The sequence below is a fragment of the Burkholderia sp. AU33803 genome, from assembly GCF_002223095.1.
In the GTDB taxonomy this organism is placed as follows: domain Bacteria; phylum Pseudomonadota; class Gammaproteobacteria; order Burkholderiales; family Burkholderiaceae; genus Burkholderia.
Genome location: NZ_NKFJ01000006.1, coordinates 637,655 through 664,038 on the forward strand (window position 1 = coordinate 637,655; position 26,384 = coordinate 664,038).

27 protein-coding genes are annotated in these 26,384 nt (G+C 68.8%); 8 read left to right on the forward strand and 19 right to left on the reverse strand.

Annotation, left to right across the window (positions count from 1 at the left end; translation table 11 throughout):
- Nucleotides 1-95: 95 nt before the first annotated feature.
- Nucleotides 96-2,114, forward strand: coding sequence for an LssY C-terminal domain-containing protein (locus CFB41_RS20125; RefSeq protein WP_089457662.1), 2,019 nt, complete (start codon nucleotides 96-98; stop codon nucleotides 2,112-2,114).
- Nucleotides 2,115-2,130: 16 nt separating this feature from the next.
- On the opposite strand, the gene CFB41_RS20130 is transcribed toward CFB41_RS20125, so the two are convergent.
- The 6 genes from CFB41_RS20130 to CFB41_RS38235 form a co-directional block, all read right to left on the reverse strand.
- A complete protein-coding gene (locus CFB41_RS20130; protein ID WP_039354565.1) occupies nucleotides 2,131-2,460 on the reverse strand; it encodes a DNA-binding protein in 330 nt (109 codons plus the stop codon).
- Entirely contained in the window at nucleotides 2,457-2,789 is a 333-nt protein-coding gene (locus tag CFB41_RS20135; protein WP_089457663.1) for a type II toxin-antitoxin system RelE/ParE family toxin, read from the reverse strand. Before CFB41_RS20135 ends, CFB41_RS20130 begins: the two co-directional genes overlap by 4 nt.
- Before the next feature lie 354 nt (nucleotides 2,790-3,143).
- Nucleotides 3,144-3,698 (reverse strand): protein tyrosine phosphatase, encoded by a 555-nt coding sequence (locus CFB41_RS20140; RefSeq protein WP_089457664.1) that lies wholly within the window; start codon nucleotides 3,696-3,698, stop codon nucleotides 3,144-3,146.
- 212 nt (nucleotides 3,699-3,910) lie between these two features.
- On the reverse strand, nucleotides 3,911-6,361 hold the full coding sequence (locus CFB41_RS20145; protein ID WP_089457665.1) for an alpha/beta hydrolase fold domain-containing protein: 2,451 nt from the start codon (nucleotides 6,359-6,361) through the stop codon (nucleotides 3,911-3,913).
- Complete coding sequence (locus CFB41_RS20150; protein WP_089443194.1) at nucleotides 6,348-8,063, reverse strand: GMC family oxidoreductase; 1,716 nt, start codon at nucleotides 8,061-8,063, stop codon at nucleotides 6,348-6,350. Before CFB41_RS20150 ends, CFB41_RS20145 begins: the two co-directional genes overlap by 14 nt.
- 26 nt (nucleotides 8,064-8,089) lie before the next feature.
- The gene (locus CFB41_RS38235) at nucleotides 8,090-8,254 is read right to left on the reverse strand and encodes a hypothetical protein (protein WP_179243704.1); all 165 of its coding nucleotides are present in this window, start codon (nucleotides 8,252-8,254) and stop codon (nucleotides 8,090-8,092) included.
- Between the two features lie 145 nt (nucleotides 8,255-8,399).
- On the opposite strand from CFB41_RS38235, the gene CFB41_RS20155 reads away from it, so the two are divergent.
- Both CFB41_RS20155 and CFB41_RS20160 read left to right on the forward strand, forming a co-directional pair.
- A complete protein-coding gene (locus tag CFB41_RS20155) occupies nucleotides 8,400-9,431 on the forward strand; it encodes an AraC family transcriptional regulator (protein ID WP_089443193.1) in 1,032 nt (343 codons plus the stop codon).
- Between the two features lie 55 nt (nucleotides 9,432-9,486).
- Nucleotides 9,487-9,996 (forward strand): GNAT family N-acetyltransferase, encoded by a 510-nt coding sequence (locus CFB41_RS20160; protein ID WP_089457666.1) that lies wholly within the window; start codon nucleotides 9,487-9,489, stop codon nucleotides 9,994-9,996.
- A gap of 16 nt (nucleotides 9,997-10,012) precedes the next feature.
- On the opposite strand, the gene CFB41_RS20165 is transcribed toward CFB41_RS20160, so the two are convergent.
- The 3 genes from CFB41_RS20165 to CFB41_RS20170 form a co-directional block, all read right to left on the reverse strand.
- Nucleotides 10,013-10,966 (reverse strand): leucyl aminopeptidase, encoded by a 954-nt coding sequence (locus CFB41_RS20165; protein WP_089457667.1) that lies wholly within the window; start codon nucleotides 10,964-10,966, stop codon nucleotides 10,013-10,015.
- 58 nt (nucleotides 10,967-11,024) lie between these two features.
- Entirely contained in the window at nucleotides 11,025-11,147 is a 123-nt protein-coding gene (locus tag CFB41_RS38705; RefSeq protein WP_006766865.1) for a hypothetical protein, read from the reverse strand.
- A 365-nt stretch (nucleotides 11,148-11,512) separates the two neighbouring features.
- Nucleotides 11,513-11,968 (reverse strand): Lrp/AsnC family transcriptional regulator, encoded by a 456-nt coding sequence (locus tag CFB41_RS20170; protein WP_011356102.1) that lies wholly within the window; start codon nucleotides 11,966-11,968, stop codon nucleotides 11,513-11,515.
- Nucleotides 11,969-12,085: 117 nt separating this feature from the next.
- Between CFB41_RS20170 and CFB41_RS20175 the strand changes: the two genes are divergently transcribed.
- Complete coding sequence (locus tag CFB41_RS20175) at nucleotides 12,086-12,631, forward strand: alpha/beta hydrolase (RefSeq protein ID WP_089457668.1); 546 nt, start codon at nucleotides 12,086-12,088, stop codon at nucleotides 12,629-12,631.
- Nucleotides 12,632-12,857: 226 nt separating this feature from the next.
- Nucleotides 12,858-14,126, forward strand: coding sequence for a YbfB/YjiJ family MFS transporter (locus CFB41_RS20180; protein ID WP_089457669.1), 1,269 nt, complete (start codon nucleotides 12,858-12,860; stop codon nucleotides 14,124-14,126).
- Between the two features lie 20 nt (nucleotides 14,127-14,146).
- Here the strand turns inward: CFB41_RS20180 and hpaC are convergent, their stop codons facing one another.
- Nucleotides 14,147-14,692 carry a 4-hydroxyphenylacetate 3-monooxygenase, reductase component gene (gene hpaC, locus CFB41_RS20185; protein ID WP_069252858.1) on the reverse strand — a complete coding sequence of 182 codons (546 nt, stop codon included), beginning with the start codon at nucleotides 14,690-14,692 and terminating at the stop codon, nucleotides 14,147-14,149.
- Nucleotides 14,693-15,045: 353 nt separating this feature from the next.
- Here hpaC and CFB41_RS20190 point away from each other — a divergent pair, with 353 nt between their 5' ends.
- On the forward strand, nucleotides 15,046-15,678 hold the full coding sequence (locus CFB41_RS20190; protein ID WP_089457670.1) for a response regulator transcription factor: 633 nt from the start codon (nucleotides 15,046-15,048) through the stop codon (nucleotides 15,676-15,678).
- A gap of 46 nt (nucleotides 15,679-15,724) precedes the next feature.
- On the opposite strand, the gene CFB41_RS20195 is transcribed toward CFB41_RS20190, so the two are convergent.
- The 5 genes from CFB41_RS20195 to CFB41_RS20215 form a co-directional block, all read right to left on the reverse strand.
- The gene (locus tag CFB41_RS20195) at nucleotides 15,725-16,468 is read right to left on the reverse strand and encodes an SDR family NAD(P)-dependent oxidoreductase (RefSeq protein WP_089458933.1); all 744 of its coding nucleotides are present in this window, start codon (nucleotides 16,466-16,468) and stop codon (nucleotides 15,725-15,727) included.
- A gap of 59 nt (nucleotides 16,469-16,527) precedes the next feature.
- On the reverse strand, nucleotides 16,528-17,652 hold the full coding sequence (locus CFB41_RS20200; RefSeq protein WP_089443185.1) for an amidase: 1,125 nt from the start codon (nucleotides 17,650-17,652) through the stop codon (nucleotides 16,528-16,530).
- 38 nt (nucleotides 17,653-17,690) lie between these two features.
- Entirely contained in the window at nucleotides 17,691-18,212 is a 522-nt protein-coding gene (locus tag CFB41_RS20205) for a nuclear transport factor 2 family protein (RefSeq protein WP_089443184.1), read from the reverse strand.
- Between the two features lie 8 nt (nucleotides 18,213-18,220).
- A complete protein-coding gene (locus tag CFB41_RS20210) occupies nucleotides 18,221-18,598 on the reverse strand; it encodes a hypothetical protein (protein WP_011356094.1) in 378 nt (125 codons plus the stop codon).
- Nucleotides 18,599-18,692: 94 nt separating this feature from the next.
- Nucleotides 18,693-19,886: an acyl-CoA dehydrogenase family protein gene (locus CFB41_RS20215; protein ID WP_089457671.1), complete on the reverse strand. Its 1,194-nt coding sequence runs from the start codon at nucleotides 19,884-19,886 to the stop codon at nucleotides 18,693-18,695.
- Between the two features lie 144 nt (nucleotides 19,887-20,030).
- Here CFB41_RS20215 and CFB41_RS20220 point away from each other — a divergent pair, with 144 nt between their 5' ends.
- Nucleotides 20,031-21,599 (forward strand): sensor histidine kinase, encoded by a 1,569-nt coding sequence (locus tag CFB41_RS20220; protein ID WP_089457672.1) that lies wholly within the window; start codon nucleotides 20,031-20,033, stop codon nucleotides 21,597-21,599.
- Between the two features lie 74 nt (nucleotides 21,600-21,673).
- Here CFB41_RS20220 and CFB41_RS20225 read toward each other — a convergent pair whose 3' ends face one another.
- The 3 genes from CFB41_RS20225 to CFB41_RS20235 all read right to left on the reverse strand — a co-directional run bounded on the left by CFB41_RS20225 (nucleotide 21,674) and on the right by CFB41_RS20235 (nucleotide 24,023).
- Nucleotides 21,674-22,060, reverse strand: coding sequence for a tautomerase family protein (locus tag CFB41_RS20225; RefSeq protein WP_089443181.1), 387 nt, complete (start codon nucleotides 22,058-22,060; stop codon nucleotides 21,674-21,676).
- A gap of 179 nt (nucleotides 22,061-22,239) precedes the next feature.
- Complete coding sequence (locus CFB41_RS20230) at nucleotides 22,240-22,743, reverse strand: aromatic-ring-hydroxylating dioxygenase subunit beta (RefSeq protein WP_089443385.1); 504 nt, start codon at nucleotides 22,741-22,743, stop codon at nucleotides 22,240-22,242.
- Complete coding sequence (locus tag CFB41_RS20235) at nucleotides 22,740-24,023, reverse strand: Rieske 2Fe-2S domain-containing protein (protein WP_089457673.1); 1,284 nt, start codon at nucleotides 24,021-24,023, stop codon at nucleotides 22,740-22,742. Before CFB41_RS20235 ends, CFB41_RS20230 begins: the two co-directional genes overlap by 4 nt.
- A gap of 139 nt (nucleotides 24,024-24,162) precedes the next feature.
- On the opposite strand from CFB41_RS20235, the gene CFB41_RS20240 reads away from it, so the two are divergent.
- The gene (locus CFB41_RS20240; protein WP_089443179.1) at nucleotides 24,163-25,083 is read left to right on the forward strand and encodes a LysR family transcriptional regulator; all 921 of its coding nucleotides are present in this window, start codon (nucleotides 24,163-24,165) and stop codon (nucleotides 25,081-25,083) included.
- 256 nt (nucleotides 25,084-25,339) lie between these two features.
- Here the strand turns inward: CFB41_RS20240 and CFB41_RS20245 are convergent, their stop codons facing one another.
- Nucleotides 25,340-26,332 carry a PDR/VanB family oxidoreductase gene (locus CFB41_RS20245; RefSeq protein WP_089457674.1) on the reverse strand — a complete coding sequence of 331 codons (993 nt, stop codon included), beginning with the start codon at nucleotides 26,330-26,332 and terminating at the stop codon, nucleotides 25,340-25,342.
- Nucleotides 26,333-26,384 lie beyond the last annotated feature (52 nt).

Genomic DNA, 26,384 nt, shown 5'->3' on the forward strand with positions numbered 1-26,384 from the left:
CGCCGGCGCGACCGCGCGCACCGCCCGATGAACCTTCCCCATGCCATCACCGGCCCGGTGTTCGCACACCGGGGCGCTCCGCCGAGGCGCGTGCGATGAGCGACACGATCCACGCATGGATCGGTGCGATCGGCGCACATCCGCTGCTCGTGCTCGCGATCGTGTTCATGGCGGCCTGCGCCGAGGCGATCGCGCTGATCGGCACGGTCGTGCCGGCCGGCGCCGTGATGTTCGCGGCCGGTGCGCTGATCGGCGCGGGCGCGCTCGACGCCTGGACGACCATCGGTGTCGCGGCGGCCGGCGCCGTGATCGGCGACGGGATCAGCTATGAACTCGGGCGGCACTATCGCGGCGTGATCCGCAACGCATGGGCGCGCTTCGGCTATGCGGCCGCCTTCGCGCGCGGCGAGGAGTTCGTGCTGCGCCATGGTATGAAGAGCATCGTGCTCGCGCGTTTTCTTGCGCCGGTGCGCGCGGTCGTGCCGGTCGTGGTCGGCTGCGCGACGCTGCCACGCCGGTCGTTCTATCCGGTCAACGTCGTCTCGGCGCTCATCTGGGCGCCCGTGCACGTCGCGCCGGGCATCCTGTTCGGCGCGTCGGCCGCGCTGGCCGCGGCGATCAGCGTGCGGGTCGCCGTGATCCTGCTGGTCGTCGCGGCGCTGGTCGCGCTCGTGTGGATCGGCGTGCGGGTCGCGTTGCGGCGCGGCTGGCCGCTGTTGCGCCGTGCGCTCGTCGAAGGCGTGCACGCCTGCGCGCGCCGCTGGCCGCGGTTCGGTGCGCGGCTGCACGACGCGATCGCTTACGTGCGCGGCCTGCCCGGCGCGGTGCCCGTACTCGCGCTGCTGTTCATCGGCTGCGTGTGGCTGTTCGCGGGCCTCGTACAGGATGTCGTCGCGAACGATCCGCTGATCCACGCGGACATCGCGCTGTATGCGTTCCTGCAGAACCTGCGCACGCCGCCGGTGGACGCCACGATGCGCGCGCTGGCCGTGCTGCACGGGCACGACACGGGGCTGATCGTCGCGGCCGCGTTTCTCGTCTGGCTGATGATCCATCGCTGCTGGCTGACGGCCGCGTGGTGGCTCGCGACGGTCGGCGTCGCCGTCGTGCTCGGGCCGGTGTTCGGCGCGGGCATACCCGGCGCGACGCCCGCGAGCCTGCCGCCCGGTGCGCCGCACGTGCCGCTGCCCGATGCCGAAGCGGCGTTCGCGATTCTCGCGAGCAGCGGCCTCGGCTGGGTGCTCGCGCGTGACCGGCCCGCGCGGTGGCAAATCCCGGTCGTGACGGCGGTGGTGTTGTGGATCGTGCTCGGCGGCTTCGCGCGGCTGTATGTGGGCGACACGTGGCTGTCGGGCCTGCTGGGCGGCTGGAGTCTCGGGCTCGCCTGGTTCGCGTTGCTGGCCGGCGCGTATGCGTACTGGCGCGTGCGCGAGCACGTGCAGCCGAGGGGCGCGCTCGTCGCGGTGACGGTGGTGCTCGCGACGGCCGGCGTCTGGACGGTTCCCGCGCAATGGCAGCTCGACCGCGCGGCGCGCCCGCATGTCGGCGACGTGGTCGCGATGACCGTCGACCAGTGGCTGCGCGGTGGGTGGCAGCGCGTGCCGGTGCGGCGCACCGAAATCGGCGGCGACCGCGAGGAATATCTGCCGCTGCAATGGAGCGCGACGTCGGACACGCTCGACCGGCATCTCGCGCAGGCGGGCTGGCAGCGCGCGACGCCGTGGTCGCCGGCCACCGCGCTGCGCTGGCTGCTGCCGCAGGCGCCGGCCGATGCGCTGCCGGTGCTGCCGCGCTACACGCACGGCGAAAGTACGCGCCGCGTGTTCGTGCGCGTCGATCCGGGGCAGCCGGCCAGCCGCCTCGTGCTGCGGCTGTGGCGTTATCCGTACGTGCTGCAGGACGCGCTCGGCACGCGGCCGCTGTGGTACGGCGCGCTGTATCGCGAGACGCTGCATCGGCCGGCGCGACTGATGACGATCGTGCGCACGACGACGATCGACGATGCGGCGACGATGGCGAAGGCGCTGGCGGTCGAGCCGGCGATCGAGCATCCGCCGGCGGGGATGGCGAACGCGCCGGCGGAGATGCTGCTGGTGTGGATGGTGCGGCCGTGAGCGGGCGGTGTGCCGCTTACGCGTGCACCGGCTGTGCAGGGACGACGGACAGGCGCAGGCCGACGGTCTTGAGCACCGCGAGCAGGGTTTTCAGTGTCGGGTTGCCGTTGGGCGAGAGCGTGCGATACAGCGATTCGCGGCTGATGCCGGCTTCGGCCGCGACGGCGCCGAGGCCGCCATACGCTTCCGCGACCGTACGCAGCGCGAGCAGGCCGGCCGCGCGGTTGTCGGGATCGTCGAGAGATTCCATCGCGACGCGCAGATAGGCCACCGCGAGTTCGCGGTCGGCGCCGAGTTCGGCGACTTCCGCGTCGTGGTGCGATACCGCACCTTTGAGCTTGGTCATGTTTGCCTCCGTTTCCAGTTCGACCAGTGTTCCTTGGCGCGCCTGATGTCGTCGGGTTGACTGCTTTTGTCGCCACCTGAAAGCAACAGCACCAGTGCGCCGCCGTACCGCCCGAAATACACGCGATATCCGGCGCCGACGTGGACGCGCAGTTCGATCACGCCTTCGCCGACCGACTCGCAATCGCCGAAATTGCCGGTCTGCACGCGGCGCAGGCGTTCGCGAATCCGTGCCTGCGCAAGCTTGTCGCGCATGGCGTTCAACCATTCGGTGAAGAGCTCGCGACCATCGTCGCGCTGATAGCGAAGAAGTTCGAACTTGGAGAGCATTGTAACTTATAAGCTACAAAAAGAAGAGGATTAAATGGAGTGGTCGTGCGAGCGGCCGGGTGATGTGCGCGGGGCGTGCGCGCATTGCCGAGTCGGGGCAACACACGACACCGCACGCGCGTTGCTGCGCATACGGTGCCTTCGAAGTGCGGGATGTCAGGCCGCGAAGCCGGCTTCCCGGACGAAGATCATTCTTTCATCCGGTGCGCAGGGTGACGATTCGGCCGGATGGCCAACGTCAACGGCCCGGTGACGGGCACGCGCGGTGGGTGGGGTGTAAGGGGGGCAACGTGAACAGCAAACCTGTCGGCACCGGCGCATCGCGCGCCTGACGAGCCGACAGGCCTCCTGACATTACTGCTTCGCCGGCACGGCCGTCGCGATCTTGTCGAGCGCCGCCGGGATGTACGTGTCGAGCTGCGCCGTGACCGATTCGTAGAAATCGATCGGCTTGCCCCACGCATCGGGCACGTCGACGTGCTTCCCGGACGCATACTCGGCAAGCGTGAACACCTTGCCGGCGGCCGACGGATAGAGCGCCAGCACCTTCTCCTTGTGTTTGTCGGTCATCGTCAGGATCACGTCGGAATGCTTGATGTCGTTGGCGTTCAACTGCACCGAACGATGCGCGGACGTGTCGATGCCACGGCGCTTCATCAGGATCACGCCGTTTTCTTCGGGCTTTTCGTCATACGGATCTTCGTCGACCGCCCGTGAAATCACCGCGATGTGCGCGTGGCGCTGCGCGATCAACTGGCCGGCGATCGCTTCGGCCATCACGCTGCGCCCGGTGTTGCCGGTGTCGACGAACGCCACCTTCTTCGGCTCGTCGGCGAATGCAGACGTCGCGCACTGGATGCCGACGCAACAAAGCAGTGCCAGCGTGTTGAGGGTGTGCCTTCTTTTCATGATGTCTCCGCGAGGGTGGGGAAACCCCGGCGGCGCGCCGGGGCTTGCGGGAGATCATGACGGCCGCCTGCGACGGAAAAAAATAAACGGCCGGTTTTTGCAAGACGACGTCGCTTCGTGGCAAACGGGTCCGGTGACGGCGCATGCACCGCGCACCCGACCGGGGCGGCCGCCAACTACGGCCGCGATCGCGGCGCGTGACTGCTTCGTCGTCACGCCGTTATCGCCACCCGTTGCGCCGCAAACCCCGCCAGCGTCCGCAACGCATCCCGCGCCGACCGCAGGTAAAACGCCTGCAGATGAAACACATGCCAGCGCGCCGCATGAATCTCCAGCCGGCACGGCACGCCGCAGGCCCGCGCATGACGGGCCAGCCGCTGCGCATCCGACAGCAGCACCTCCTGGTCGCCGGCCTGGACGAGCATCGGCGGCAGGCCGCACAGGTCGGTGTCGAGCGGGCCGCGGGCGGTGACCGAACCGGCGCCGTGATACCAGCGCAACCCTTGTTCGAGCCAGCCGCGACGGATCATCGGATCGTCATGACGGCGCGACGCCAGTGTCGCGCCGCCGAGCGCGGGATCGGTCACGGGCGAGATCAGCAGCAGCGCGGCGGCGGCCGGCTCGCCGCGCTCGCGCAGCGCGATGGCCAGCGCGAGCGCCAGCGCACCGCCGGCCGAATCGCCGGCGATCACGATCCGGTGCGGCGCGTGGCCCTGCGCGCGCATCGCGTCGTAGACGGCCAGCACATCGTCGAGCGCGGCCGGGCTCGGATGCTCGGGGGCCAGCCGGTAGTCGGGCACCCACACCGGCAGGGCGGCCTCGTTCGCCAGCCGCGTCGTCACGCCGCGATGCGTATGCGGCCCGCCGAGACAGAACGCACCGCCGTGTAGATAGAGGATCGCGCCGCCGGTGTCGCCGCGTTTCGGCGCCACGACTTCGACCGGCACGCGATGCGCGGACGTGCGGTAGCGCAGTGTGCCGCGCGTGCCCGGCATCAGCGGCGACAGCAGCGCGACCACGCACCGCTGCATGCGCGCGCCGAACGGCGGCCCGATCAGCGGCCGGAAGGCTACCCGCAGGAAGCCGCGCAGCGATGCGGCGGTCAGCGCCTCCAGCCTGTCGGCGGGCGGCGCGACCACCACGTCGCGCGCCGGTGCGATCGACTCGGGCAGCGGATGCGTGAAGCGATAAGCGCCCATCCCGGTGAAGCGCGTGATCCACCGGTAGGTCAGCGTGAAGCCCGGCCAGTTCGTGCTGTTGTGGCCCGACGCATCGACGTACCAGCTCTTGCAGCTGTTCCACACCGAGCCTTCGAGCCGCTGCTGCACATGCACGTTGAAGAGCCGGTAGCGGCGCGCATCGACGTCGATCTCGCGCGCGCCATCGCGGCGCATCGTGCGCAGGCAGCGCATCACGTGCGCGATCTGGCTTTCGAGCATATAGACGATCGAGTTGTGGCCGAGGTTGGTGTTCGGGCCGTACAGCATGAAGAAGTTCGGAAAGCCGGGCACGGTGAGCCCGAGATACGCCTGCGCGCCGCGTCGCCACGCGTCGTTCAGGTCGAGCCCGTCGCGGCCCGTGATGCGCATCGGCGACAGGAACGCGGTCGCCGCGAACCCCGTGCCGTACACGATCGCGTCGACCGGATGCTGGACGCCGTCGACGGTCTCGATGCCGTCCTCCGTCACGCGCCGGATCCGCTGCGTGACGAGCTCGACGTTGTCGCGGCTCATCGCGGCAAGGTAGTCGCTCGACAGCAGGATGCGCTTGCAGCCGATCGGATAGTCGGGCGTGAGTTGTGCGCGCAGCGCGGGGTCCGGCACGTCGCGTGCAAGCAGCGTGTGGAACGGCCGGCCGACCGCGACCTTCATCAGCTTGTGCAGCCGCGTGAACGCGATCGCGCGCGATTCGTAGCGCAGGTAGATCGACGCGCGATGCAGCTTCATCGCCCACGGCAACCGGCGGAACAGCGCCTGCTCCCACGGGCGGTACGCGCGGTCGGGGCGCGGCATCACATAGGCCGGCGAACGCTGGAATACGACCAGCTGCTTCACATCGCCCGCGATCGCCGGGACGAACTGGATCGCCGACGCGCCCGTGCCGACCACCGCCACGCGTTTGCCGGCGAGCGAATAGTCGTGATCCCAGTGCGCGGAGTGGAATGCGCGGCCGCGAAACGTGTCGATGCCGGGCAGGTCGGGCAGCGCGGGGCGGCTCAGCTGCCCGGTGCCGCTGACGAGCACGGCGGCGCTGAGCGTCGTGCCGTCGGCGAGCGTGACGCGCCACAGCGCCGCGGCTTCGTCGTAGCGGGCGTGTGTGACCTCGGCGCCGAAGCGCAGGTAGCGTGCGAGGCCGTACTTGCGCGCGCAATGCTGCAGGTACGCATGGATTTCGGGCTGCGGCGCGAACACGCGCGACCACGCCGGATTGGGCTCGAACGAGAACGAGTACAGGTGCGAGGGCACGTCGCAGGCGGCGCCCGGGTAGCGGTTGTCGCGCCACACGCCGCCGACGTCGTGCGAGCGTTCGACGATCGCGAAATCGTGGATGCCGGCGCGTTGCAGTGCGATCGCCATGCCGATGCCGGCGAAACCGGCGCCGATGATGATCGCCGCAAGCGGGGCGGCGGAGTCGGCGGTGCGAGCGGTATCAGGCGACAACATGGCGGGTTTCCTCTGGCTGGATGGCATCGTGCGCGGTACACGCGGCAGGAACGGTGTCGCGATCCGTCGTTGTCCTGACAGTTCCGCGTTGCGGCTGTACCGATGTGCGGCACACGCCGCGAATCAGGTCGACGGCCTTCTCGGCGATCATGATCGTCGGCGCATTGGTGTTGCCGCCGATGAGTGTCGGCATTACCGACGCATCGACGATGCGCAGCCCCTGCAGGCCGCGCACGCGCAGTTGCGGATCGACGACGGCGAGCGCGTCGTGCCCCATCCGGCACGTGCCGACCGGGTGATACACGGTGTCGGTGCGCCGCCGAAGCACGTCGCGGATTTCATCGTCGGTGTCGACGTTCGCGGTGAACAGGTCGCGCGTGGTCCAGTTGGCGAGTGCCGGCGCTTCCATCAGCCGTCGGGTGAGGCGGAAGCCCGCGACCATGTCGTCGAGGTCGCGTGGATCGTCGAAGAACGCGGGATCGATGCGCGGCGCCGCGAGCGGATCGGCGCTGTTCAGCGTGACCGAGCCGCGGCTGCGCGGCCGCAGCAGGCACACGTGGCACGACAGCCCGTGGCCGGCGTGCAGCTTGCGCGCATGATCGTCGACGAGCGCGACGACGAAGTGCAGCTGGATGTCCGGCGCGTCGAGCCCGGCGCGCGTCTTCAGGAAGCCGCCGCCTTCCGCGAAATTCGACGTCAGCATCCCGCGCCGTTCGCGGCGAAAACGCGCCAGCTCGCGCAGCATGCGCAGGCCGCCGCCCGCGGACACGCCCATCGTGTCGACGCTGCGCGTGCGGTAGCCGAAGATGAAATCCGGATGATCCTGCAAGTTGCGGCCGACGCCGGGCAGGTCGGCGTGCACGGCGATGCCCTGTTGCTGGAGTTCGCGGCCCGGGCCGACGCCCGACAGCATCAGCAACTGCGGCGTTTGCAGCGCGCCGGCCGCGAGCACGACTTCACGCCGCGCGCGCAGCGTGCGGACCTCGCCATGCTGCCGCACCTCGACGCCGATCGCGCGCGTGCCGTCGAACAGGATGCGCAGCACCTGCGCGTGCGTCTCGACCTGCAGGTTGTCGCGGCGGCCGACGTGCGGCAGCAGGTATGCGCGCGCCGCGCTCCACCGTTCGCCGTGCTTCTGCGTGACCTGGTAGAGGCCGATGCCTTCCTGCTGCGCGCCGTTGAAATCGTCGGTGAGCGGCAGGCCGGCCTGCCGAGCGGCTTCCAGGTAGCGCGCATGGAACGGGTTGCCGGTGCGCAGGTCGCTCACCCACAGCGGGCCGTCGCGGCCGTGCCACGCATCGTCGAAGTGCTCGTTGTGCTCGCTCAGGCGGAAGTATGGCAGCACGTCGTCGTAGCTCCAGCCTTCGTTGCCGAGCGCGGCCCAGCCGTCGTAGTCGACGCGATGGCCGCGGATATAGACCATCGCGTTGATGGCCGACGACCCGCCCAGCACCTTGCCGCGCGGCTGGTAGCCGATGCGCCCGCCGAGGCCCGGCTGCGGCACCGTGTCGAAGGCCCAGTTGTTGATGCGGGTCGGCATCATCGCGACCGCGCCGGTCGGCACGTTGACGAGCGTGCCGTCGCCGCGGCCGCCGGCCTCGAGCACGCAGACGGTCACGGCCGGGTCCTCGGTCAGCCGACCGGCGACGACGCTGCCGCCCGACCCGCCGCCCACGACGATGTAGTCGAAAGTCTTGCTCATGGATTCGTCCTCCGAGGGTCGATGGATCAAGCGAGGCGCGGCAGCGTGCCCGGGCGGCCGGCGTGCGGCAGGCGGGGCGCGAGCGGCGGCGCGGGGCGGCTGGCAAACGCGGCAAACGCGGCAAACGCGACGAAGGCGTCGCGCCGGTATGCGAAGCGAGCTGCGGGATCGGTCGGGCGATTCGGTCGCATGGTGTCTCCTCCGGGGGGCGATGGCGTCGTTCGGATGACGACTGGATGACGCCGATGGTGCTGGCCGCATGGGAAAACACCAATGCTGCTTCGGGACAATTGTTTTAGTATTTGGGCCAAATCGGCGCTTCGAGGGTTTCTCCGCATGAGCTTCTGGGATTTCACCCGGAGTCCGGCCAGCGCCCGGCTGCTGGTCGATTTCGGCGACGAACGCGGCGTGCCGCACACGACGCTCCTGGCCGGCACCGGGCTCGCCAACGCGCAGCTCGACGATCCGAAGGTCGAGGTGACGGCCGCGCAGGAACTGCGGCTGACCGGCAACCTGCTGCGCGCGCTCGGGCGTGCGCCGGGCCTCGGGTTCGAGGTCGGCCAGCGCTATCACTTCTCCGCGTACGGCGTGTGGGGCTATGGGCTGATCGCCAGCGCGAGCGCACGCGACGCGCTCGCGCTGGCGCTGCGCTTCCTGCCGCTCACTTATGCGTTCACGGTGATCACGTATCGCGAGGAAGGCGGCACGTGCATGCTCAATTTCGGCGCGCCGGAACTCGATGGCACGCTGAGCCGGTTTCTCGTCGAGCGCGACATGACGGCCGCGGCGGTGCTGCTGCAGGAAATCGGCGACGACACATTCGCGTTGTCGCGCTTCACCGTGCAGGCGGCGCGCACGCCTGCCATGCCGGTGCCGCGCATCGCCGGCGTCGAACCCGCGTTCTCGGCGCGCGCGAACAGCCTCGCTTTCGACCGCGCGTTTCTCGACCGGCTGCTGCCGCACGCGAATCCACTGACGGTGTCGATGTGCGAGCAGATGTGCGGCCAGCTGCTCGAAGCGCGGCGTGCGCGCGTGGGCACGTCGGAGATGGTGCGCCAGTATTTGAGCGCGACGCCCGGCCCCGCGCCGTTCTCGCTCGAGGACATGGCGCGGCTGATGAACACGAGCCCGCGCACGCTCAAGCGCCGGTTGCAGGAGGAGGGTACGACGTTCCGCGCACTGCTCGCGCAGGCGCGTGGCGCGATGGCCGAGACGCTGCTCGGCGACGCGCGGCTGTCGCTCGCGGAAGTCGCGGAGCGGCTCGGCTTCAGCGACCTGTCGAGCTTCTCGCAGGCGTTCAAGCGCTGGTACGGCGTGCCGCCGGGCGCGTATCGCAGCGCGGCGCAACGGGACGGCAGCCGTTCCTGAATCACGGTACGATCGCTGGCATGCCTGCCGACATTCCCATCACGAGAGACTCCGCATGATCACGATTCGCCCGATGACCGACGACGATTTCCCGCGCTTCTGGCCGACTTATCGCGCGATCGTCGCCGCTCAGGAAACCTATGCATTCGATGCGACGCCGACACAGGAAGCGGCGCGCGCACTGTGGCTCGATGCGCCGCTGTGCACGTGGATCGCCGAAGAGGACGGCGTGCTCCTGGGCTCGTACTACCTGAAGGCGAACGCGGGCGGCCCCGGCAATCACGTGAGCAACTGCGGCTACATGGTGAGCGAGGCCGCGCGCGGCCGCGGCGTCGCGCGCCTGATGTGCGAGCACTCGCAGCAGGTCGCACGCGAGCGCGGTTTCCTCGCGATGCAGTTCAACTCGGTGGTGTCGACCAACGAAGTGGCGGTCGCGCTGTGGCAGAAGCTGGGGTTCGAAATCGTCGGCCGCCTGCCGCGTGCGTATCGCCACGCGCGGCTCGGTTTCGTCGACAGCCTCGTGATGTACAAGTGGCTCGGCGACCCGGCGGCCGCCGAAGCCTGAGCACGCAGCCGTATCGTCAGACGGCGAACGCGCCGTCGAACACGATCCGCTCGTCGAGCGCGAGCGTGCCGCGCGCGAAGATCAGGTCGAGATGGTGGCTGCCGTTTTCGCCGCCGCCGAGCCCGAGGTGCAGGCCCGGATGGCGTTCCTCGAACCCCGCGTTGCGGCCGTACAGCCCGCGAATCCCGAGGTTCGTGCCGATGCCGAATTCCTCGATCCGCCGGTGATTCGGATGCCGGTCGAGATAGGTCGAGAAGTCGCGCCGAAAACCTTCGTTATCCGTATCGAACCCGACGATCGTACTGTTCTCGACGCGCAGCGTGGCCAGTTGCTCGGCCACCTTGTACTTGATCGCGAACGGCACGGTGCCGAGAAACGTGCCGCTGAAGACGACCGTGCCGTTGAGGTCGGTGACGTGCGTCGCGATCTCGCCGGGCACGACGTCGAGGTTGCCCATGCCGTCTACGCTCGTCCATTTCTGGTCCGGCGCGAGCGAGCCCGTCAGCGTGTTGCCGGCTTCATCGATGAAGCGGATCTGTGATGCGCGTGCGGCTGCGTCGATCAGCCGGCCGTTGCGTGCGGCGATGTCGTCGAGCGATTCGGCGAACGCCTCGTCGAGATGCGGGCCGTAATCCTTGAACAGCACCGACTTGCTCCAGTGCTCGACGATCGCGGGGCGGATCGCGGCGAGGAACGGCGGCCCGCTCGGCGACGGCGTCGGCAGGCACGACGAGTCGTACAGCAGCACGAACAGATCGGCGCGATCGAGCGCGGCGGCGATATCGGCGGGTGGGGTGCTTTCGAGGCAGAGCGTGGTCGCGTCGAGCGAATCGGGCAGGGCGGAAAACGCGCGCAACGCGATGTCGCGGTTGCGGGTGTCATGGCCGACCAGCAGTTTTCCCGACTCGCCGCGCGCCAGCTTGTCGCGCAGCGCAGGGTGGAAGCCCAGCGCGCGATGCAGGTTCAGCATGCGTGTCTCCGGAAGCGGCGGAAGGGCCGTGGCCCTTCCGCAAGAACGGGTGGCCCGCTCAGACCGGCCAGAGCGCGGTGCCGAACGGCACTACGGCGTCCTCGACCATCATGTCGACGGCCTCGGGGTGCGTGTCTTCCTGCATCCAGTCAAGCAATTCGATCTGCTGAGTGTCCTGCATGTCAATTCTCCTGTGGTGAACATGAGTGATTCAACATGAAAGCGCGGCAAAAAAGTTGCCACTCCTCATCACGCATTTCGTGAATGCGCGACGAGTGGCGTTGATATTAGTCTGACGAATTTGCGAATGCAATGCGTTGCAAGGTTTTTAGCCGAAGCGTGCTAAACACGGGGGATTGGCGGGGCGCGTGACGTAAAACACGGATAAAGCGAATGACGGATTCGATGTCATTTTTTCAATGACGGGAATTCCGAGCGTTGTATTGCATTCGGCGATTTTTCATTGGGAATTCAATCGCCGCAACCCTGCGTGCGCGCGAACGCGTCGCCGGTCATCGGCGGCGCGTCAGCGGCCCGCTGCCCGTGTCAACCGAGCAGCGCCTTGCCGAGCGGCTTGGCCGGCTCGGAGCGCAGCACCAGCGACGTCGTGACCGCGCCGAAGCGGGCAATCGCATCGATGATGGTTTCGAGTTGTCCCGGTGTCGGTACCAGGACCTTCAGCAGGAAGCAATCCTCGCCGGTCATCCGGTGGACCTCGATGACGTGCGGCATTTCCGCGAATGCGCGCAGCGCGGGCTTGATGTGTTCGTGCGTCGTCTTCAACCGGATGATGGCCATCATCCCCAACCCGAGCGCAGCCGGATCGATCCGCGCGCCGTAGCCCGCGATGATGCCGCGCTCTTCCAGCCGCTTGACGCGCTCCGACGTGGCCGGCTGCGACAGGCCGATGCGGCGGCCCACTTCCGACAGCGGCATCCGTGCATTTTCCTGCAGCGCCTCGAGGATCGACAGATCCAGGCGATCGAGCTCTCCGTTCGACATGTCCGCTTTCCCGCTCCGTTAATTCATCGGCATATTGTCTCAATATCCGATGATTTGCCATTCCCGGCCGGTTTCCGGCAGGCCAGACTGCGAGCTCGCTTATTCGTGGAGACGGAGATGGACCAGACGATCGTGATCGTGCCGGGGATCGGCAACTCGGGACCGGATCATTGGCAGAGCCACTGGGAGGCCGCGCTGCCGGGCGCCGTGCGCATCGCGCCGGCGTCATGGGATGCGCCGGACCTGCGCGACTGGATGGCGGCGCTCGATGAAGCCGTTGCGCAAGCCGCGTCGCCGCCGGTGGTGATCTGTCATTCGCTGGGGTGCCTGCTGTTCGCGCACTGGCGGGCGGCGTCGGCGCGCGTCGTGCGCGGTGCGTGGCTCGTGGCGGTGCCCGATCCGGGCGGCCCGCGTTTTCCGGCTGCGGCCCGTGCGTTCGCGGATGTGCCGGACGGCGATTTCGGCGGCTTGCCGGTGCTGGCGATCGCCAGTTCGGACGATGGGTACGACCCGTCCGGGCGCGGCATGGCGTGGGCGAAAGCGCGCGGCGCGACGCCGTTGCTGCTCGGCCCGCGCGGCCATCTGAATACGGAAGCGGGATTGGCGGAATGGCCCGAGGGACGCGCGTTGTTCACGGCTTTCATGGCGGGATTGCGGGGGTAGCGCGGGCAGGCGGCCGACGTACTTTCGCGACGGCTTGCGGCGGGCAATGCGTGGACGATCCGGCTGCGGTGGCCGGGTTCCTGCCGCCAACGCATGCCGGCCCGCGACGGCTCAAGTATGATCTTCCGACAGAATCGGAAGCCTCGACAGTCGGGATGGGCGCGTGCGGAACACCGGTGCCGCCGTCACGACTGGCCGCGGCTTCGAACGACCAAGGAGACACGCGATGCGCGCAGCGCCGCAACCGGAGCAGGCCGGCCCGTCACGGCCTGGCACCGGCGCGACCAGCACCTTCCCGGAACGTGACCCCGATCGCATCGCCGCGTGGCGGCTCGCGATCTGCCTGTCGCTCGGCAGCGCGATCGCGCTCGGCCTCGCGCGCTTTTCGTATGCGCTGCTGCTGCCGCCGATGAAGGCCGATCTCGGCTGGACGTTCGCGCAGGCCGGCGCGCTGAACACGGCGAACGCGGCCGGCTACCTGGTCGGCGCACTCGCGTTTCCGTGGCTGTCGCGGCGCTGGAGATCTGGCTCGCTGCTGGCGGCCGGATGCGTGCTGACTGCGCTGTTGATGGCCGCATGTGGGCTCACGTCCGGCATGCATGCGCTGCTCGTGCAGCGGCTCGCGACCGGCGTCGGCAGCGCGCTGATCTTCATCAGCGGCGGCGTGCTGGCCGCGCGGCTCGCATCGGCATCGCCGCGCGATGCGGGCTTGCTGCTTGGCCTCTACTACGGTGGCACGGGATGGGGCATCGTCGCAGCGTCACTGCTCGTGCCGGCGACGCTTTCACACGGCGTACACGGCTGGCAACCCGCGTGGTTCGCGCTCGCGTTCGCGTGCGCGCTGTTCTCGGCGGTGGCCGTGTCGGCTGCGCGCCGCATTGAGCGCATGCACGCGGCGCCGAGCGTACCGGGTGACGGTGCAGCGCCGGCCGCGACCGCGAGCCCCGCGCGCTTCGCGCTCGCGCTGGCCGGCTATGGCCTGTTCGGTGTCGGTTACATCGGCTACATGACCTTCATCGTCGCGCTGCTGCGCGGCGCGGGGATGAGCGGCACGGTGGTTGCCGCGTTCTACGTGATGCTCGGCGTGGCGACCGTCGTATCGGCGCGGCTGTGGTCGGGGCTGCTCGACCGGATGCGCGGCGGCCAGGCGCTCGCCGTGCTCAACGCGCTGCTCGGCATCGCGACGCTGATGCCGGCGATGCTCGTGCATCCGGTGGCCGCGTTCGCGTCGGGCGTGCTGTTCGGCGCGACGTTCCTGTCGGCCGTCGCATCGACGACCGCCTTCGTGCGCCACAACCTGCCGCCGCACGGCTGGGCGAAGGGGATCAGCGCGTTCACGACGGTCTTCGCGTTCGGGCAGATCGCCGGGCCGGTCGCGATCGGCTGGGTGTCGGATAGCGCGGGGCTCGCGCGCGGGCTCGTGTATTCGGCGCTGACGCTGTTCGCGGGCGCCGCACTCGCGGCCGGGCAGCGCGCGTTGCGCGCCGCCGCGTAATCATCCGCTGAACGTGCCATTCACCGCACGCACGCCGTGCGCGACACGCGATGAAACGCACGGCTGAAGTAGATCAGGCTGTCGCCGTCGTCGCGCACGCGGATCGACGTCGCCTCGATGAACATCACCGAATGCGAGCCGACTTCCTTCATGTCGGCGATCGTGCCCTGCAGGCTCGCGAGCGCGTCGCGCAGCACGGGCACGTCCTGCTCGCCGCGATCCCACACAGGCAGGTCGAAGCGCCGTTCCATCGGCAGGTCGGTGAGTCCCGCGAAATGCCGGGCGAGCTGCTCGTGTTCGGCCGGCAGCACGTTGATGCAGACGTGGCGGTTGCGTTCGAACGTCGCCCGCATCGCGCTCGACCGGTTGAGGCACACGAGCAGCGTCGGCGGTGTGTCGGTGACGGAGCACACGGCGCTCGCGGTGATGCCGCAGCGGCCGTGCGGCCCGGCCGTGGTGATCACGTTGACGGCCGCGCCGAGGTGGGCCATCGCTTGCCGGAAGGCCTTCTGCGCGTCGCTCGGCTCGACGCGTGCCGGTCGCTGGATATCGGTCGTGGAAGACATGGGCGCTCCTGGTTGGACGAAAGCGGCGATCGCGTGGCGCTGCCGGTGCAGCGCCGGATCACCGACGATGACCCAAGCGTACGACGCGAAAATGCCGGCGACCATTCGCACGATTGACGATGGAGATGGCGTTCTCGCCAACGCGTCTAAAGGTTCTACCTAGATGCGCGGCACCCCGCGCGAAAAAAAGCGCGAATGTGCGTTCGTGCGGCCCGTGAAGGGGTTTTCAGCGGGTTTTCGGCTCGTTATGATGTGCCGCACACCCCCAGCGAACGACGCGCGCGACGCGCCGGCACCCGGCCCCGTATGCGGCGCGTGCGATACCGATACCGATACTCAGTGAGACACCCGCGATGACGTCACCCGCACCGATCGTATACATCGTCGACGACGACAACGGCATGCGGACGTCGCTCGCGTGGCTGCTCGAATCGGTCGGCATCGCGTCCGAAGGGTTCGCGAACGCCGCCGATTTTCTCGCGCGCTTCGACGTGAACCTCCCTGCATGCCTGGTGCTCGACGTGCGGATGCCGGAGAAGAGCGGCTTCGACGTGCAGGCGGAACTGAACGCGCGCGGCGCGACGCTGCCGGTGATCTTCGTCAGCGGGCACGGCGATATCCCGATGTCCGTGCGCGCGCTGCAGAACGGCGCGATCGATTTCGTCGAGAAACCGTACAACTCGCAACAGATGCTCGAGCGCGTGCAACGCGCGCTGCGGCTCGCGCAGCAGCGGCATGCGGTGAGCCAGCGTCACCGCGAGCTGCGCCAGCGGCTCGATGCGTTGACCGCGCGCGAGAAGGAAGTGCTGCGCGGCGTGGTGGACGGCAAGGGCAGCAAGCAGATCGCGTCGGACCTGTCGATCAGCGTGAAGACCGTTGACGTGCATCGCGCGAGCATCAAGGAGAAGCTCGGCGCGACGTCGATCGCCGCGCTCGTGCGCGACGTGATGGTCGTGTGGGGCGACGACGGGGACGCGTCGCGATAGGGGCTCGCCGCGGCTTCGGCGAGGCGCCGCACGCAATGCGCGCCGCTCAGCGCATGTACAACCCGCCGTTGATGTCCCAGCACGCGCCGTTCGCGAAATGCGCGTCGCCCGACGCGAGCAGCACGGCGGCATCCGCCACGAAACCGGCCGAGCCGAGCTTGCCGCCCGGCAGGCTCGCGAGCACCTGGCGCAGCTTATCCGGCGCGACGCTTTCATACACGATCGGCAAATCGAGCGGGCCGGGCGAGACCGCGTTGACGGTCACGCCCTGCGCGGCGAGATCGCGCGCGAACACCTTGGTCAGCGTCAGCGTGCCGCCCTTCGCGGCCGCGTAGTGCGCGCCCGTCGCCGAGCCGCCGTTCTGCCCGGCAAGCGACGCGATGTTGACGATACGGCCCGCGCCGCGTTCCGCGAAGTACTGGCCGAACACCTGGCAGCCGAACAGCACGCTGCGCAGGTTCACGTCGATCACCTGGTCGAACTGCTCGGCCGTGATCTCCATCGCGGGCACGACTTTCGATGCGCCCGCGTTGTTCACGAGCACGTCGATCGTGCCCCAGCGTGCGACGAGCGCATCGCGCGCGGCTTCGAAATCGCGTTTCGACGTGACGTCGAGCGGCAGCGCGATCGCGCGTTCGCCGCTCGGGTCGAGTTCGCGTGCGTGTGCCTGGATCGCGTCGGCGGCAATATCGGCCAGCGCGACGCGGTAGCCGGCCGCATGAAAACGTTCGGCGATGACGGCGCCGAGCCCGCGCGCGGCGCCGGTGACGAGGACGACTCGGTCTGACATGGTGCGTGTTTCCCTGGTTCGCGAGCGCGCATCCGTCGATGTCGCGCCCGCATCGTGGTTCATGCGGCGAGTGCCGTTTCGAAGTGTGCCGCGATCGCGCAGACGTGTTCGTCCGCGCCCTTGCGCCCGACGATCTGCAGGCCGGCCTTCAGCGGCGAACCGGCGAGTGGCAGCGGCAGGCTGAGCGCCGGATGGCCGCTCAGGTTGAACGGCCGGATCAGCGACGACATCGCGATCACCGATACGCCATCGCGCGCCTGCTGCAGCGTGATCGGCAGCGCGGGCAGCGTCGGCAGCACGAGCACGTCCGCGTGTTCGAGCGCGGCGTCGACCTGTGCGGTGAAGCGTGCACGTACGGCTTCGGCTTCTTGCAATGCCGCGGACGTGGTCGTTGCGGCCGCACGCAATCGGGCATCGAGATCGGCGCCGAGCTTGCCGGTTTCGACGAGATGGCCGAACGCACGCGACGTTTCCGCGTTGATCACCGTGAGCCCGGCGGCAAACGACGCCGGCATGTCGTCGAGCACGACCGCGTGCGCGTGCAGGCCCGATGCGCGTACGGCCGCGTCGAGCGCGGCGGCGATGGCCGGATCGGCGTCGACCGTGACGTGCGCGACCGTGCAGCCTGCCACGGAGGCCGCGGCTTGCGCATGATCGAAGCCCGGTGCGATCGCGGCCATCACCGCAACCAACGTTCGGATGTCGCGTGCGAACGGCCCGACGCAATCGAGTGTGGTGTCGACGGGCGCGACGCCGCGCCGCGATACGCGGCCGAACGTCGGCTTCAGCCCGGCCACGCCGCAGCAGGCCGCCGGCCCGCGAATCGAGCCGCCGGTGTCGGTACCGAGCGCCGCATTGACCGTGCCGAGCCCGACGAGCGAAGCGGAACCGCTCGACGAGCCGCCCGGAATGCGCGCCGCGTCCTGCGGATTGACGGGCGTGCCCGTGTAGTCGTTGATGCCGGTCATGCCGAACGCAAGCTCGTGCATGTTCGCCTTGCCGGCAATCTGCCAGCCCGCGTCGAGCAGCAGGCGGACGACGTCCGCGTGTTGTGTGGCCGGCGGTGCGTCGGCGAGCGCACGGCTCGCCGCGCGGGTCGGATAGCCTGCGATGTCGATCGTGTCCTTGATCGCGATCGTGGGGCCGGGGCCGCCGAGCGTGAAGGTGTCGATGAAGCCTGTCATGGTCGGTATCGTGAGCAAGCGGTGGAAAGGAGCAGGAATCAGGACCGCGGCGCGGCGGCGAGCGGCCACGGGCCGTCGAGTACGCGTTCGGTGCGGAAATGGCGAATCAGCCACGCAGCGCCGTCAGCGGCCGGCGCGAAATCGACGGTCAGCCGCGCGGCGATCAGTTCGGCCGAGCCGTCCGCGTAGCGCGACGCCTGCAGCATGATCCAGCGGCCACGCGCGCTTGCGTTGCCGACGCCGATTTCGATCGACTCCGACGTGAGGAAGTGCAGGTTCGCCGAGAAGTGCGGATTGGGCGGCAGGTAGCGGCCCAGCATCGCGACGATCGCGGCCGTGCCTTCGAGGCGGCCGAACTTTTGCGCGTACTGCGGGCCGATGCCTTCCCACACGGCATCGGGCGTGAACAGCGCGGCGAGCGACGGGCCGTCGCCGGCATCCTCGGGCACGTCGCACAGCGCCATGTAGCGCGTGATCGTCGCGCGTACCGCGCGTTCGGCGTCGAGCGCCGCCACGCGCTGCGCGAGCGTATCGATCAGGCCGGGGGACAGGTCGGTCATCGCGCGCCTCACGCCGCGGGCTTCGCGGCCGGCGGCACCGTCAGCGCACGGCCGACGCGCGCTTCGATCTTGCCGTAGCGCCACAGGTTGTATTCGCCGACCGGCGTCGTGCGATACAGGTTGCACACGGCGACGGTCGTGTCGAAGTCGGCGACGTCGGCCATGATGTAGAAGGTCCACGGCGCGCCGTCGGCCTGGCCGACCACGAGGCGATCGTCGTCCATCACGCCGAGCACGCGCACGCCGGGCATCGCTTCGACGGCGGCGAGCATCGCGCCGTACGCCTGCCACACTTCGCCGATTTTCTCGCGCGGCAGGTCGAAGAAGTTTTGCGACACGCCGCAGCAGAACAGGACGCGCAGCGGCAGCGGATTCGAATCGGACATATCAGGTTCTCCAGAGGAATCGGTGGGGCGCATGAACCGGCCGGCGACGGTGCGTCGGCTTCATGCGCGTTCAAAACAATTCGGTCGATGCAGGTTACAGATAGCCGGGGAACGGCGTGACGCCGGTGAACACCGCGCCGGCGCCGTCGAAGTTGCCTTCGCCGAGAAACGCGTGCTGCGTGACGACCATCGCATCGCGCAGCAGCCGCTGCAGCGGATGCGTGCGATAGATCGCCGCCGTGCCGCCGAGCCGGTACGCGCGTTCGACGACGCTCGCGCCTTCGCGTGCGATCTGCGTGGCCGCGAGCCGCAGCAGGCTGACCTGGTCGGGCGTCACCGGGTTGCCGGCGAGGATCGATTGCCACACGCCGTCGGTTGCGTCGTAGAAGAACGCGCGCGCCGAGCGCAGTTGCGCCTCGGCCTTCGCGAGCTCGATGCGGTAGTACGCGCGATCGGCGAGGCGCGGTGCGCCGGTCGTCGTCTGCCGGCCGCCCGACATCCGGTTCACGACGTCGAGCGCCGCGCGCGCGAGGCCGAGGTTCACGACGGCCAGCACCTGCGCCGCGTACGCGACGGTCGGATAGCGGTACAGCGGCTCGTCGACGGTCGGCTCGCCGCCGCGCACGAAGGTCCACGCTTCAGGCACGAAGCGGTCGTCCACGCGCAGGTCGTGGCTGCCGGTGCCCTGCATGCCGACCACGCTCCAGTTCTCGACGATCTCGACGTCGGCCGCCCGGAACACGGCCGTGCGCGGCTTGTTCGGCGCGGCGTCCTGCGCGCCCGGCACGGCGATGCCGACGCCGAGCCAGTCGGCTCCCTTGCAGCCGCTCGCGAATTTCCACGTGCCGTTCACGCGCCAGCCGCCCGGCGCGGGCTGGGCCGGCTGCACCGGGAACAGGCCGCCCGCGAACACCTGGTCGGGGCCGCTCGCGTACAACTCGGCCTGGGTGTCGAGCGGCAGCGCGGCGAGATACACGTTCGCGGAGCCGAAGCTCGCGACCCACGCGGCCGAGCCGTCGGCGGTCGCGATCCGCTCGATCATGTCGAGGAACGCGGTCGGCGCGAGCGCATCGCCGCCGAACCGGCGCGGCGTGCCCGCGCGATAGATGCCGGCCTGCTTGAACAGCGCGATCACGTCACGCGGCACGTGCGACAGGCGGTCGAATTCTTCGCGGCGCGCGGCGACGGTCTCGATCACGACGTGGAGCGGCGACAGCCGGGCGGCCGGTTCGCTGGCCGCGTGGCGAGCGCCCGGGGCGGTATCGAGGGCAAGGGCGGCGTGGGGCATGGCTGTCTCCTGGGGTGGATGGGGGTTCGAATGCGGGGTGGTCACGACGATGCAAGCAGTCTAGAAACGCCGAAAGCGCGCAGCAATTGGGACGAAAAGCCGCGCGACTGGTGACGTTCCGTGCCGCACTAAAGAAATCTTCAGATGCGGGCGGCGCGCGCCGGTGCTATGTTGGGTTTCCGGCCGCGCGATGCCGCACGGCCTCATCCGAAGCCGATCATGAGTTTTCCCGACGAAGACGATTTCCACCGGCTGCTCGACGCGCTGACGACCTGCGTGCTGCTGCACGACGCGCACACCAAGGCGATCGTGTGGGCGAACCGTGCCGCGTGCATCGCGCTCGGTTTTTCCGTCGAGGAGCTGCTGCCGCTGAAGGCGCCGGACATGACGCGCCCCGAGCCGAAATACCAGCGCGAGATTGCCGTGAGCGCGTGGGATCGCGCGCTCGTCCACGGGCCGCAGGTGTACGAGTGGTGCTACCGGTCGCGCACGGGCGTCGACATGCTGTCCGAGGCGACCGCCACCTACGTGCCGCTGCGCGGGCGCGACGTCGTGATGGTGCAGTTCCGCGACATCAGCGCGGAAGAGGCGGTGCGCCAGCAACTGCGCCGCTACGAGGCGCGGCTGCGCGAATTCATGCAGGACCTCGACGAAGGCATCGCGGTCGTTACGCCGCACGGCGGCGTGCAGTTCATCAGCGAGTCGGGCCGCCGCGTGCTCGGCCTCGCACCCGACGAAGCGCTCGGCGAGGTGCTCGACTACTGCTCCGCGGCCGACCGCGACCGGCTCGTCGCGCAGCTGCGCGATGCGCCGTCCGCGTATCCGTCCGCGCCGCAGCGCTACCGGATCGTGCGGCGCGATGGCTCGTCGTGCTGGCTGCGCATCCTGTGCCGGCAGGTCGAGATCGAGGACGATCTCGACGGCCTGCTCGTGCAGTTCCGCGACGTGAGCGACGAAGTCGCGATCGAGGATGCCCGCCGCGCCGAAGCCCGCATGCTCGAACACGCGGGCCGTTACAACGCGATGGGCGAGATGGCGAGCGTGATCGCGCACGAGCTGAGCCAGCCGCTCGCGGCCGTGCGCAATTTCATCGAAGGCGCGGTGCAGCGGCTGAACGCGCGCGGCGCGATCGACGACGCGATCTGGGGGCTGCGCAGCGCGGACCGGCAGGCCGAGCATGCGGCGCTGATCATCAAGAGCGTGCGCGAGTTCATCGTGAAGCGCGAGCCGGTCGTCGCGCTCGCCGACCTGCGCGACATTCTCGCGGACGTCGCGTATTTCATCGAGCTGCGCGCGAAGGAGGCCGGCGTGACGGTCACGATCGTGCAGGCCGACGCGCCGCTGCCGATCCGCTGCGAGCGCGTGCTGATCGGGCAGGTGATCCTGAATCTCGCGTTCAACGCGATCGAGGCGTTCGCCGGTTGCGAGCGTGTGCCGCGCACGCTGACGCTCGGTACCGCGAACGTCGGCGGAGATGCGGAGTTGCGCGCGATCGACAACGGCCCGGGTATCGCGGCCGATGCGCACGACCGGCTGTTCGACGGCTTCTCGTCGTCGAAGGCCGGTGGGAACGGAATCGGGCTGTCGCTGTGCAAGAGCATCGTCACGCGCCACGGCGGCCGGATCGCTGCGAGCCCGGCCGCTGGCGGCGGGCTCGACTGCCGCGTGACGCTGCCGCTTGTCGCGACGAAGGCTCGGGCGGACGCAACTTAGCAAGGGAATGCTTGATGCCGCGGCCGCCCGGCGGCCGCGGTGCATGAGCGGGCAGGCACGCGCGCAACGCATGATCAGCGCCCGAGCGCCCGTGCGGTTTGCCCGCCGATGCCGAAATCGGTGTTCGGGATGTCCTTGATCATCACGCGGGTGGCTTGCAGCGGTGCGTCGAGCACGCTGGCGCTCGTCTCCGACAGCGCGGCGATTAGTGCACGCTTCTGTTCGTCGGTGCGGCCGGCGATCAGGATCGCGACGATCACGGGCAGCAATGGTGGTGCGCCGTCGGCGGCGCTGCGGCCGCCGAGGCCGATGTGCGTCGCCGGCAATTCGGTCAGCAACACGCGCACCGAATCGATCGGTGCGCCGATCGATTCGACGGTCGCACCGGTCAGCCGCGCGATCAGTTCGGCCTTGCGGGCGTCGTCATGGCCGGCCGGCAGGAAAACTTCGAGTGTGGGCATGGTCGTCGGGAAAGGTGAAGGTGACCGGCTCACCGTTGCGCTGGCGGCGGCAAACCGGTGGTCGCTCAAAGGTGAAGGTGACCGGCTCACCGTTGCGTTGGCGACGGCAAACCGGTGATCGCTCAAAGGTGAAGGTGACCGGCTCACCGTTGCGCCGGCGACGGCGAACCGGCGGCCGCTTACAGCAGGAAGCCGATCGCGCTGAGCGCTTCGGTCGAATCGATCAGGCGCACGACCTTCTCGGCGATCCGCATCTCGCCTTCCGCATCGACGTGCAGCTTGTGCGTGACGTCGGCCGCGAACAGCGTCGCGACGCCGCGCTTGTACGCGACGACGACCTGCGCCGATTTCAGTTCCACGGTGTCGGCGCTGCCGCTTTCCAGCGTGAAGCGCGACACGGTGCGCACCGTGCGCGCCGCGTCGGTCGCCGACGCCGAATAGCCGGACACCATCCGCTGCACGCGCTTCTCGCGCATGTCGTGGTCGTCGAACACGTAGTTCAGCGTGGCGGCGAAGTCGGTCGTATCGGGATCGATCGGCACCACGTAGTGGCCGGCCGGGTCCCACATGTCGAGCCACGCGCGATAGTCGCGGCGGTCGAGCATCTCGGCTTCGCGCCACACGAATTCGACCGCGCGGGCGAAGGTCTGCTCGGAAAAGAGGGCGTTGCGGTCGTCCATTATTGTTGCTCCATCATCTTGCGCCATTGCTGGTAGGCCTCGCGCATGCCGGTCTCGTCGGTCGCATGCGCGGTCTTTTCGCCGTTCGCGGCGGTCGTTTCGCGGTTCAGCCCGCGATTCACGAGGATCGGCACGTCGGGGCCCGCATGCGCGCCGCGTTGCACGCGCTCCCACGCTTCCGCGTCGTCGGGGCTGCCGAAACCGAACGGGCCCTGGAAGTGTTCGTGGATGCGCAGCCGCTCGCGGTTCGCTTCGTCCGGGCCGCCGTCCATCGCGAGCGCGACGTGGCGGATCTCGGTTTCGTTCGCGGAGATCGGCCGCAGCACGCGGAAGAACGCCATCGACAGCGCGAGGTTCGGGAACAGGTTCAGGTTGAAGCCGACGCCCATCAGCGAGCGCACGATGCGGCGCACTTCCTCCGGCGTGTGGCGCTCGGCGAGCGCCGCCGCGAGCGGCGCGAAGCGCTCGGGCAGCGGCGCGCCGTCGTCTTCGTCGAGGTCGATCAGCTCGGGCATCAGCACCGCGAGGCTGTGACCGTTGCCGAGCCCGCGGCAGAACGCGTCCTCGCTCGTCATGAAGCTCGTGATCGCGGCGGCCGTCTCGTCGTCGATCGACTTCATCCACGACTTGTGCACGACCGGGAAGTGATAGAGGTCGGTCGTGTTCTCGAGCTGGATCTTCCAGTTGCCCTTGAACTTGAACTTGTGCTCGCCGTTCGCCTTGATCGGGTAGCCGGCGCCCTGTTTCATGAACAGGTCGATCCACGGCTTCGCGCCGCCGAGGAAATCCTCGAGCGGTTCGATCGCATCGTTGAAGCTCGCGAAGATCAGCCCCTGGTACACGCCGACGCGCAGTTTCACGAGCGGCAGGTCGCCTTTCTCGCACACGCCTTCGTAGCCGTCGCCGTACGGCAGCGCGCGCAGCGTGCCGTCGAGCGCGTACGACCAGCTGTGATACGGGCACGTGAAGCCCTTCGCGTTGCCCTTGTGCGATTCGCACACGGTCGCACCGCGATGGCGGCAGCGGTTCTGCAGCACGTTGATCTCGCCGGTCTTGTCGCGCACGACGATCACCGGCTGGCGGCCGATCGTCGTCGTGATGAAGTCGCCCGGGTTCGGCAGCTCGCTTTCGTGCGCGACCCAGATCCAGGTGCGGTAGAAGATGCGGTCGAGCTCGGCTTCGAACAGCGCGGGATCGTGATACATCGCGGGCGCGATGCGGTCGGGTTGCGCGAGGCCATGCAACGCGCTGGTGTCGATCGTCTGGTAGGAAATGTCGCTCATCGTCGTGTGGGGGAAAGAGTCGCGAAATCGGGCCGCGCAGCGCGCGGTGTCGAGTACCCAGTCTCGTCTCCCACTACATATCCGTCAAATTGATCTAAAATTGGCGGATCAATAAATGCGGCAAATAATGGAGGCGGTCATGACATCGGTCGATCATCTCGATCTGAATCTGTTGCGCGTATTCCAGGCGATCGTCGAGGAACGCAGCCTGACGAAGGCCGGCGAGCGGCTCGCGCTGTCGCAGCCGGCCGTCAGCTATTCGCTCGGCCGGCTACGCACGCTGTTCGACGATCCGCTGTTCGTGCGCACGCGCGCGGGTATGCAGCCGACCCCGGTCGCGCTCGAACTCGCGGGCATCGTCGGCAAGGCGCTCGACATGGTGCGCGTGGCGCTGCGCTACGCGGAGCGCTTCGATCCGGCCACCAGCACGCGCACGTTCCGGCTGTCGCTGTCGGACGCGGGCGAGATGGCGTACCTGCCGGCGATCTGCCAGGCGCTGCGCGAGCGCGCGCCGCGCGTGACGCTGAGCGTGCAGCCGCTGCCGGTGGAGGAGATCGAGGAAGCGCTGCGCGCGAGCCGGCTGGATTTCGCGATCGGCAACCTGCCGGAGCTGATGCCGCGCACGCGCCACCAGACGCTGTTCGAGGAAACCTACGTGTGCATGACGGGCCGCCGGCGCGGGGTGCCGAGCGGCGCCGCGCTGAGCCTCGAGCAATTCGTGCGCGCCGCGCACATCAACGTGAAATCGGTCGAGCACAGCCACCACGCGCTCGACGATGCGTTGCGCGCGCAGGGCGTGGGCCGCAACATCGCGCTCGAAGTGCCGCATTTCGTCGCGCTGCCGAGCGTGCTGTCGGTCACCGATCTGTATGCGACGCTGCCGAAGCGGCTCGCGCAGATCCTGAACCGCGACAATGCGTTCCGGCTTTATGACCTGCCCGTCACGCTGCCGCCCGCGCCGGTGACGATGCATTGGCACGAACATTTTCATGAAGACGAAGGCAATGCGTGGATGCGCACGTTGCTGGCCGAGCTCGTCGAGCGGTTCGATGACGTGTGATCGATGAGCGCGCCAGCAACGCCCAGTTGCACGCGTTGCTTGCCGAGCGGATCGGATCGCGCGACGACGCGTGACGCATGAGGACAAGGGCAGCGCGCGGATGCGCACGCGGCTGGTCAAGCTCGTCGAGCGTGTCGACGACGTGAGATCCATGAGAGCGCGGGCAGCGCGTTGGAGGTGCGCGTAGCTGGCCGAATGCATCGAGCCGTTCGAGCGCGCGCGACGTCCTTGACAGACGTCGCCCGAACCTCGCGCATCAGAGATCGAGCACGAGCACCGCGGAGCGCGCACGCGACACGCAGCAGCAGATCACCGTGTTGCTCGCGCGCTCGGCCTTGCTGAGGCAATGGTCGCGATGATCGGGCTCGCCGTCGATCACGGGCACCATGCAGGTGCCGCATACGCCTTCGCCGCATGACGTGTCGACTTCGATGCCGATGCGTGCGAGTGCGTCGACGATCGACGTGTCGGCCGTGACGCGTACCGATTGCCCGCTGCGCTGCAGGCGCACTTCGAAACCGTCGGCGGCCGGGCCGGCGCCGGCATCGGCATTGCCCGCATCGGTGGCGGCAGGCTCCGCCGCGAAGCGTTCGAGATGGATCGAATCTTCAGGCAAGTGTGTCGCGGCTGCCGCAACGACCGCATCCATGAACGGCCCCGGCCCGCACGTATAAACATGGGCACGCGCGTCGACCGATTCGACGCAGCGGCCCAGCTCAGCCGCGAGCGCGACGGGCTCGACGCCGTAGTGGAACGTCACGTGCGACGCGAACGGCTCGGCCGCGAGTTCGTCGACGAAGGCCGCATGCTCGCGACTGCGCGCGAAGTAGTGCAACCGGTAGCGTGCGCCGCGCCGGTGCAGCGCATACGCCATCGACAGCAGCGGCGTGATGCCGATGCCGGCCGCGATCAGCACGTGCTCGCTCGCGTCATCCGTCAGACGAAACAGGTTGCGCGGCGCGCTGATCGACAGCTCGGCGCCGACCTGCACGTCGTCGTGCAGCGAACGCGAGCCGCCGCGCGACTGCGCTTCCTTCTTCACCGCGAACAGGTAGCTGCCGCGCTCGTCGGGGTTGCCGCACAGCGAGTACTGCCGCGTGATACCGGACGGTGCGGTCACATCGATATGGGCGCCTGGTTCGTACGCGTCGAACGGCTGGCCGTCGACGCGCGACACCCGGAAACAGCGGATGTCCTGCGCCGCGTCGATCAGCGCGTCGATCCGGACTTGGTGGCGGTTCGCTTGCATGGGTCAATCCGTGGGGTAGGGGGAACGCGGCGCGGCAGACACCGCGCCGTCA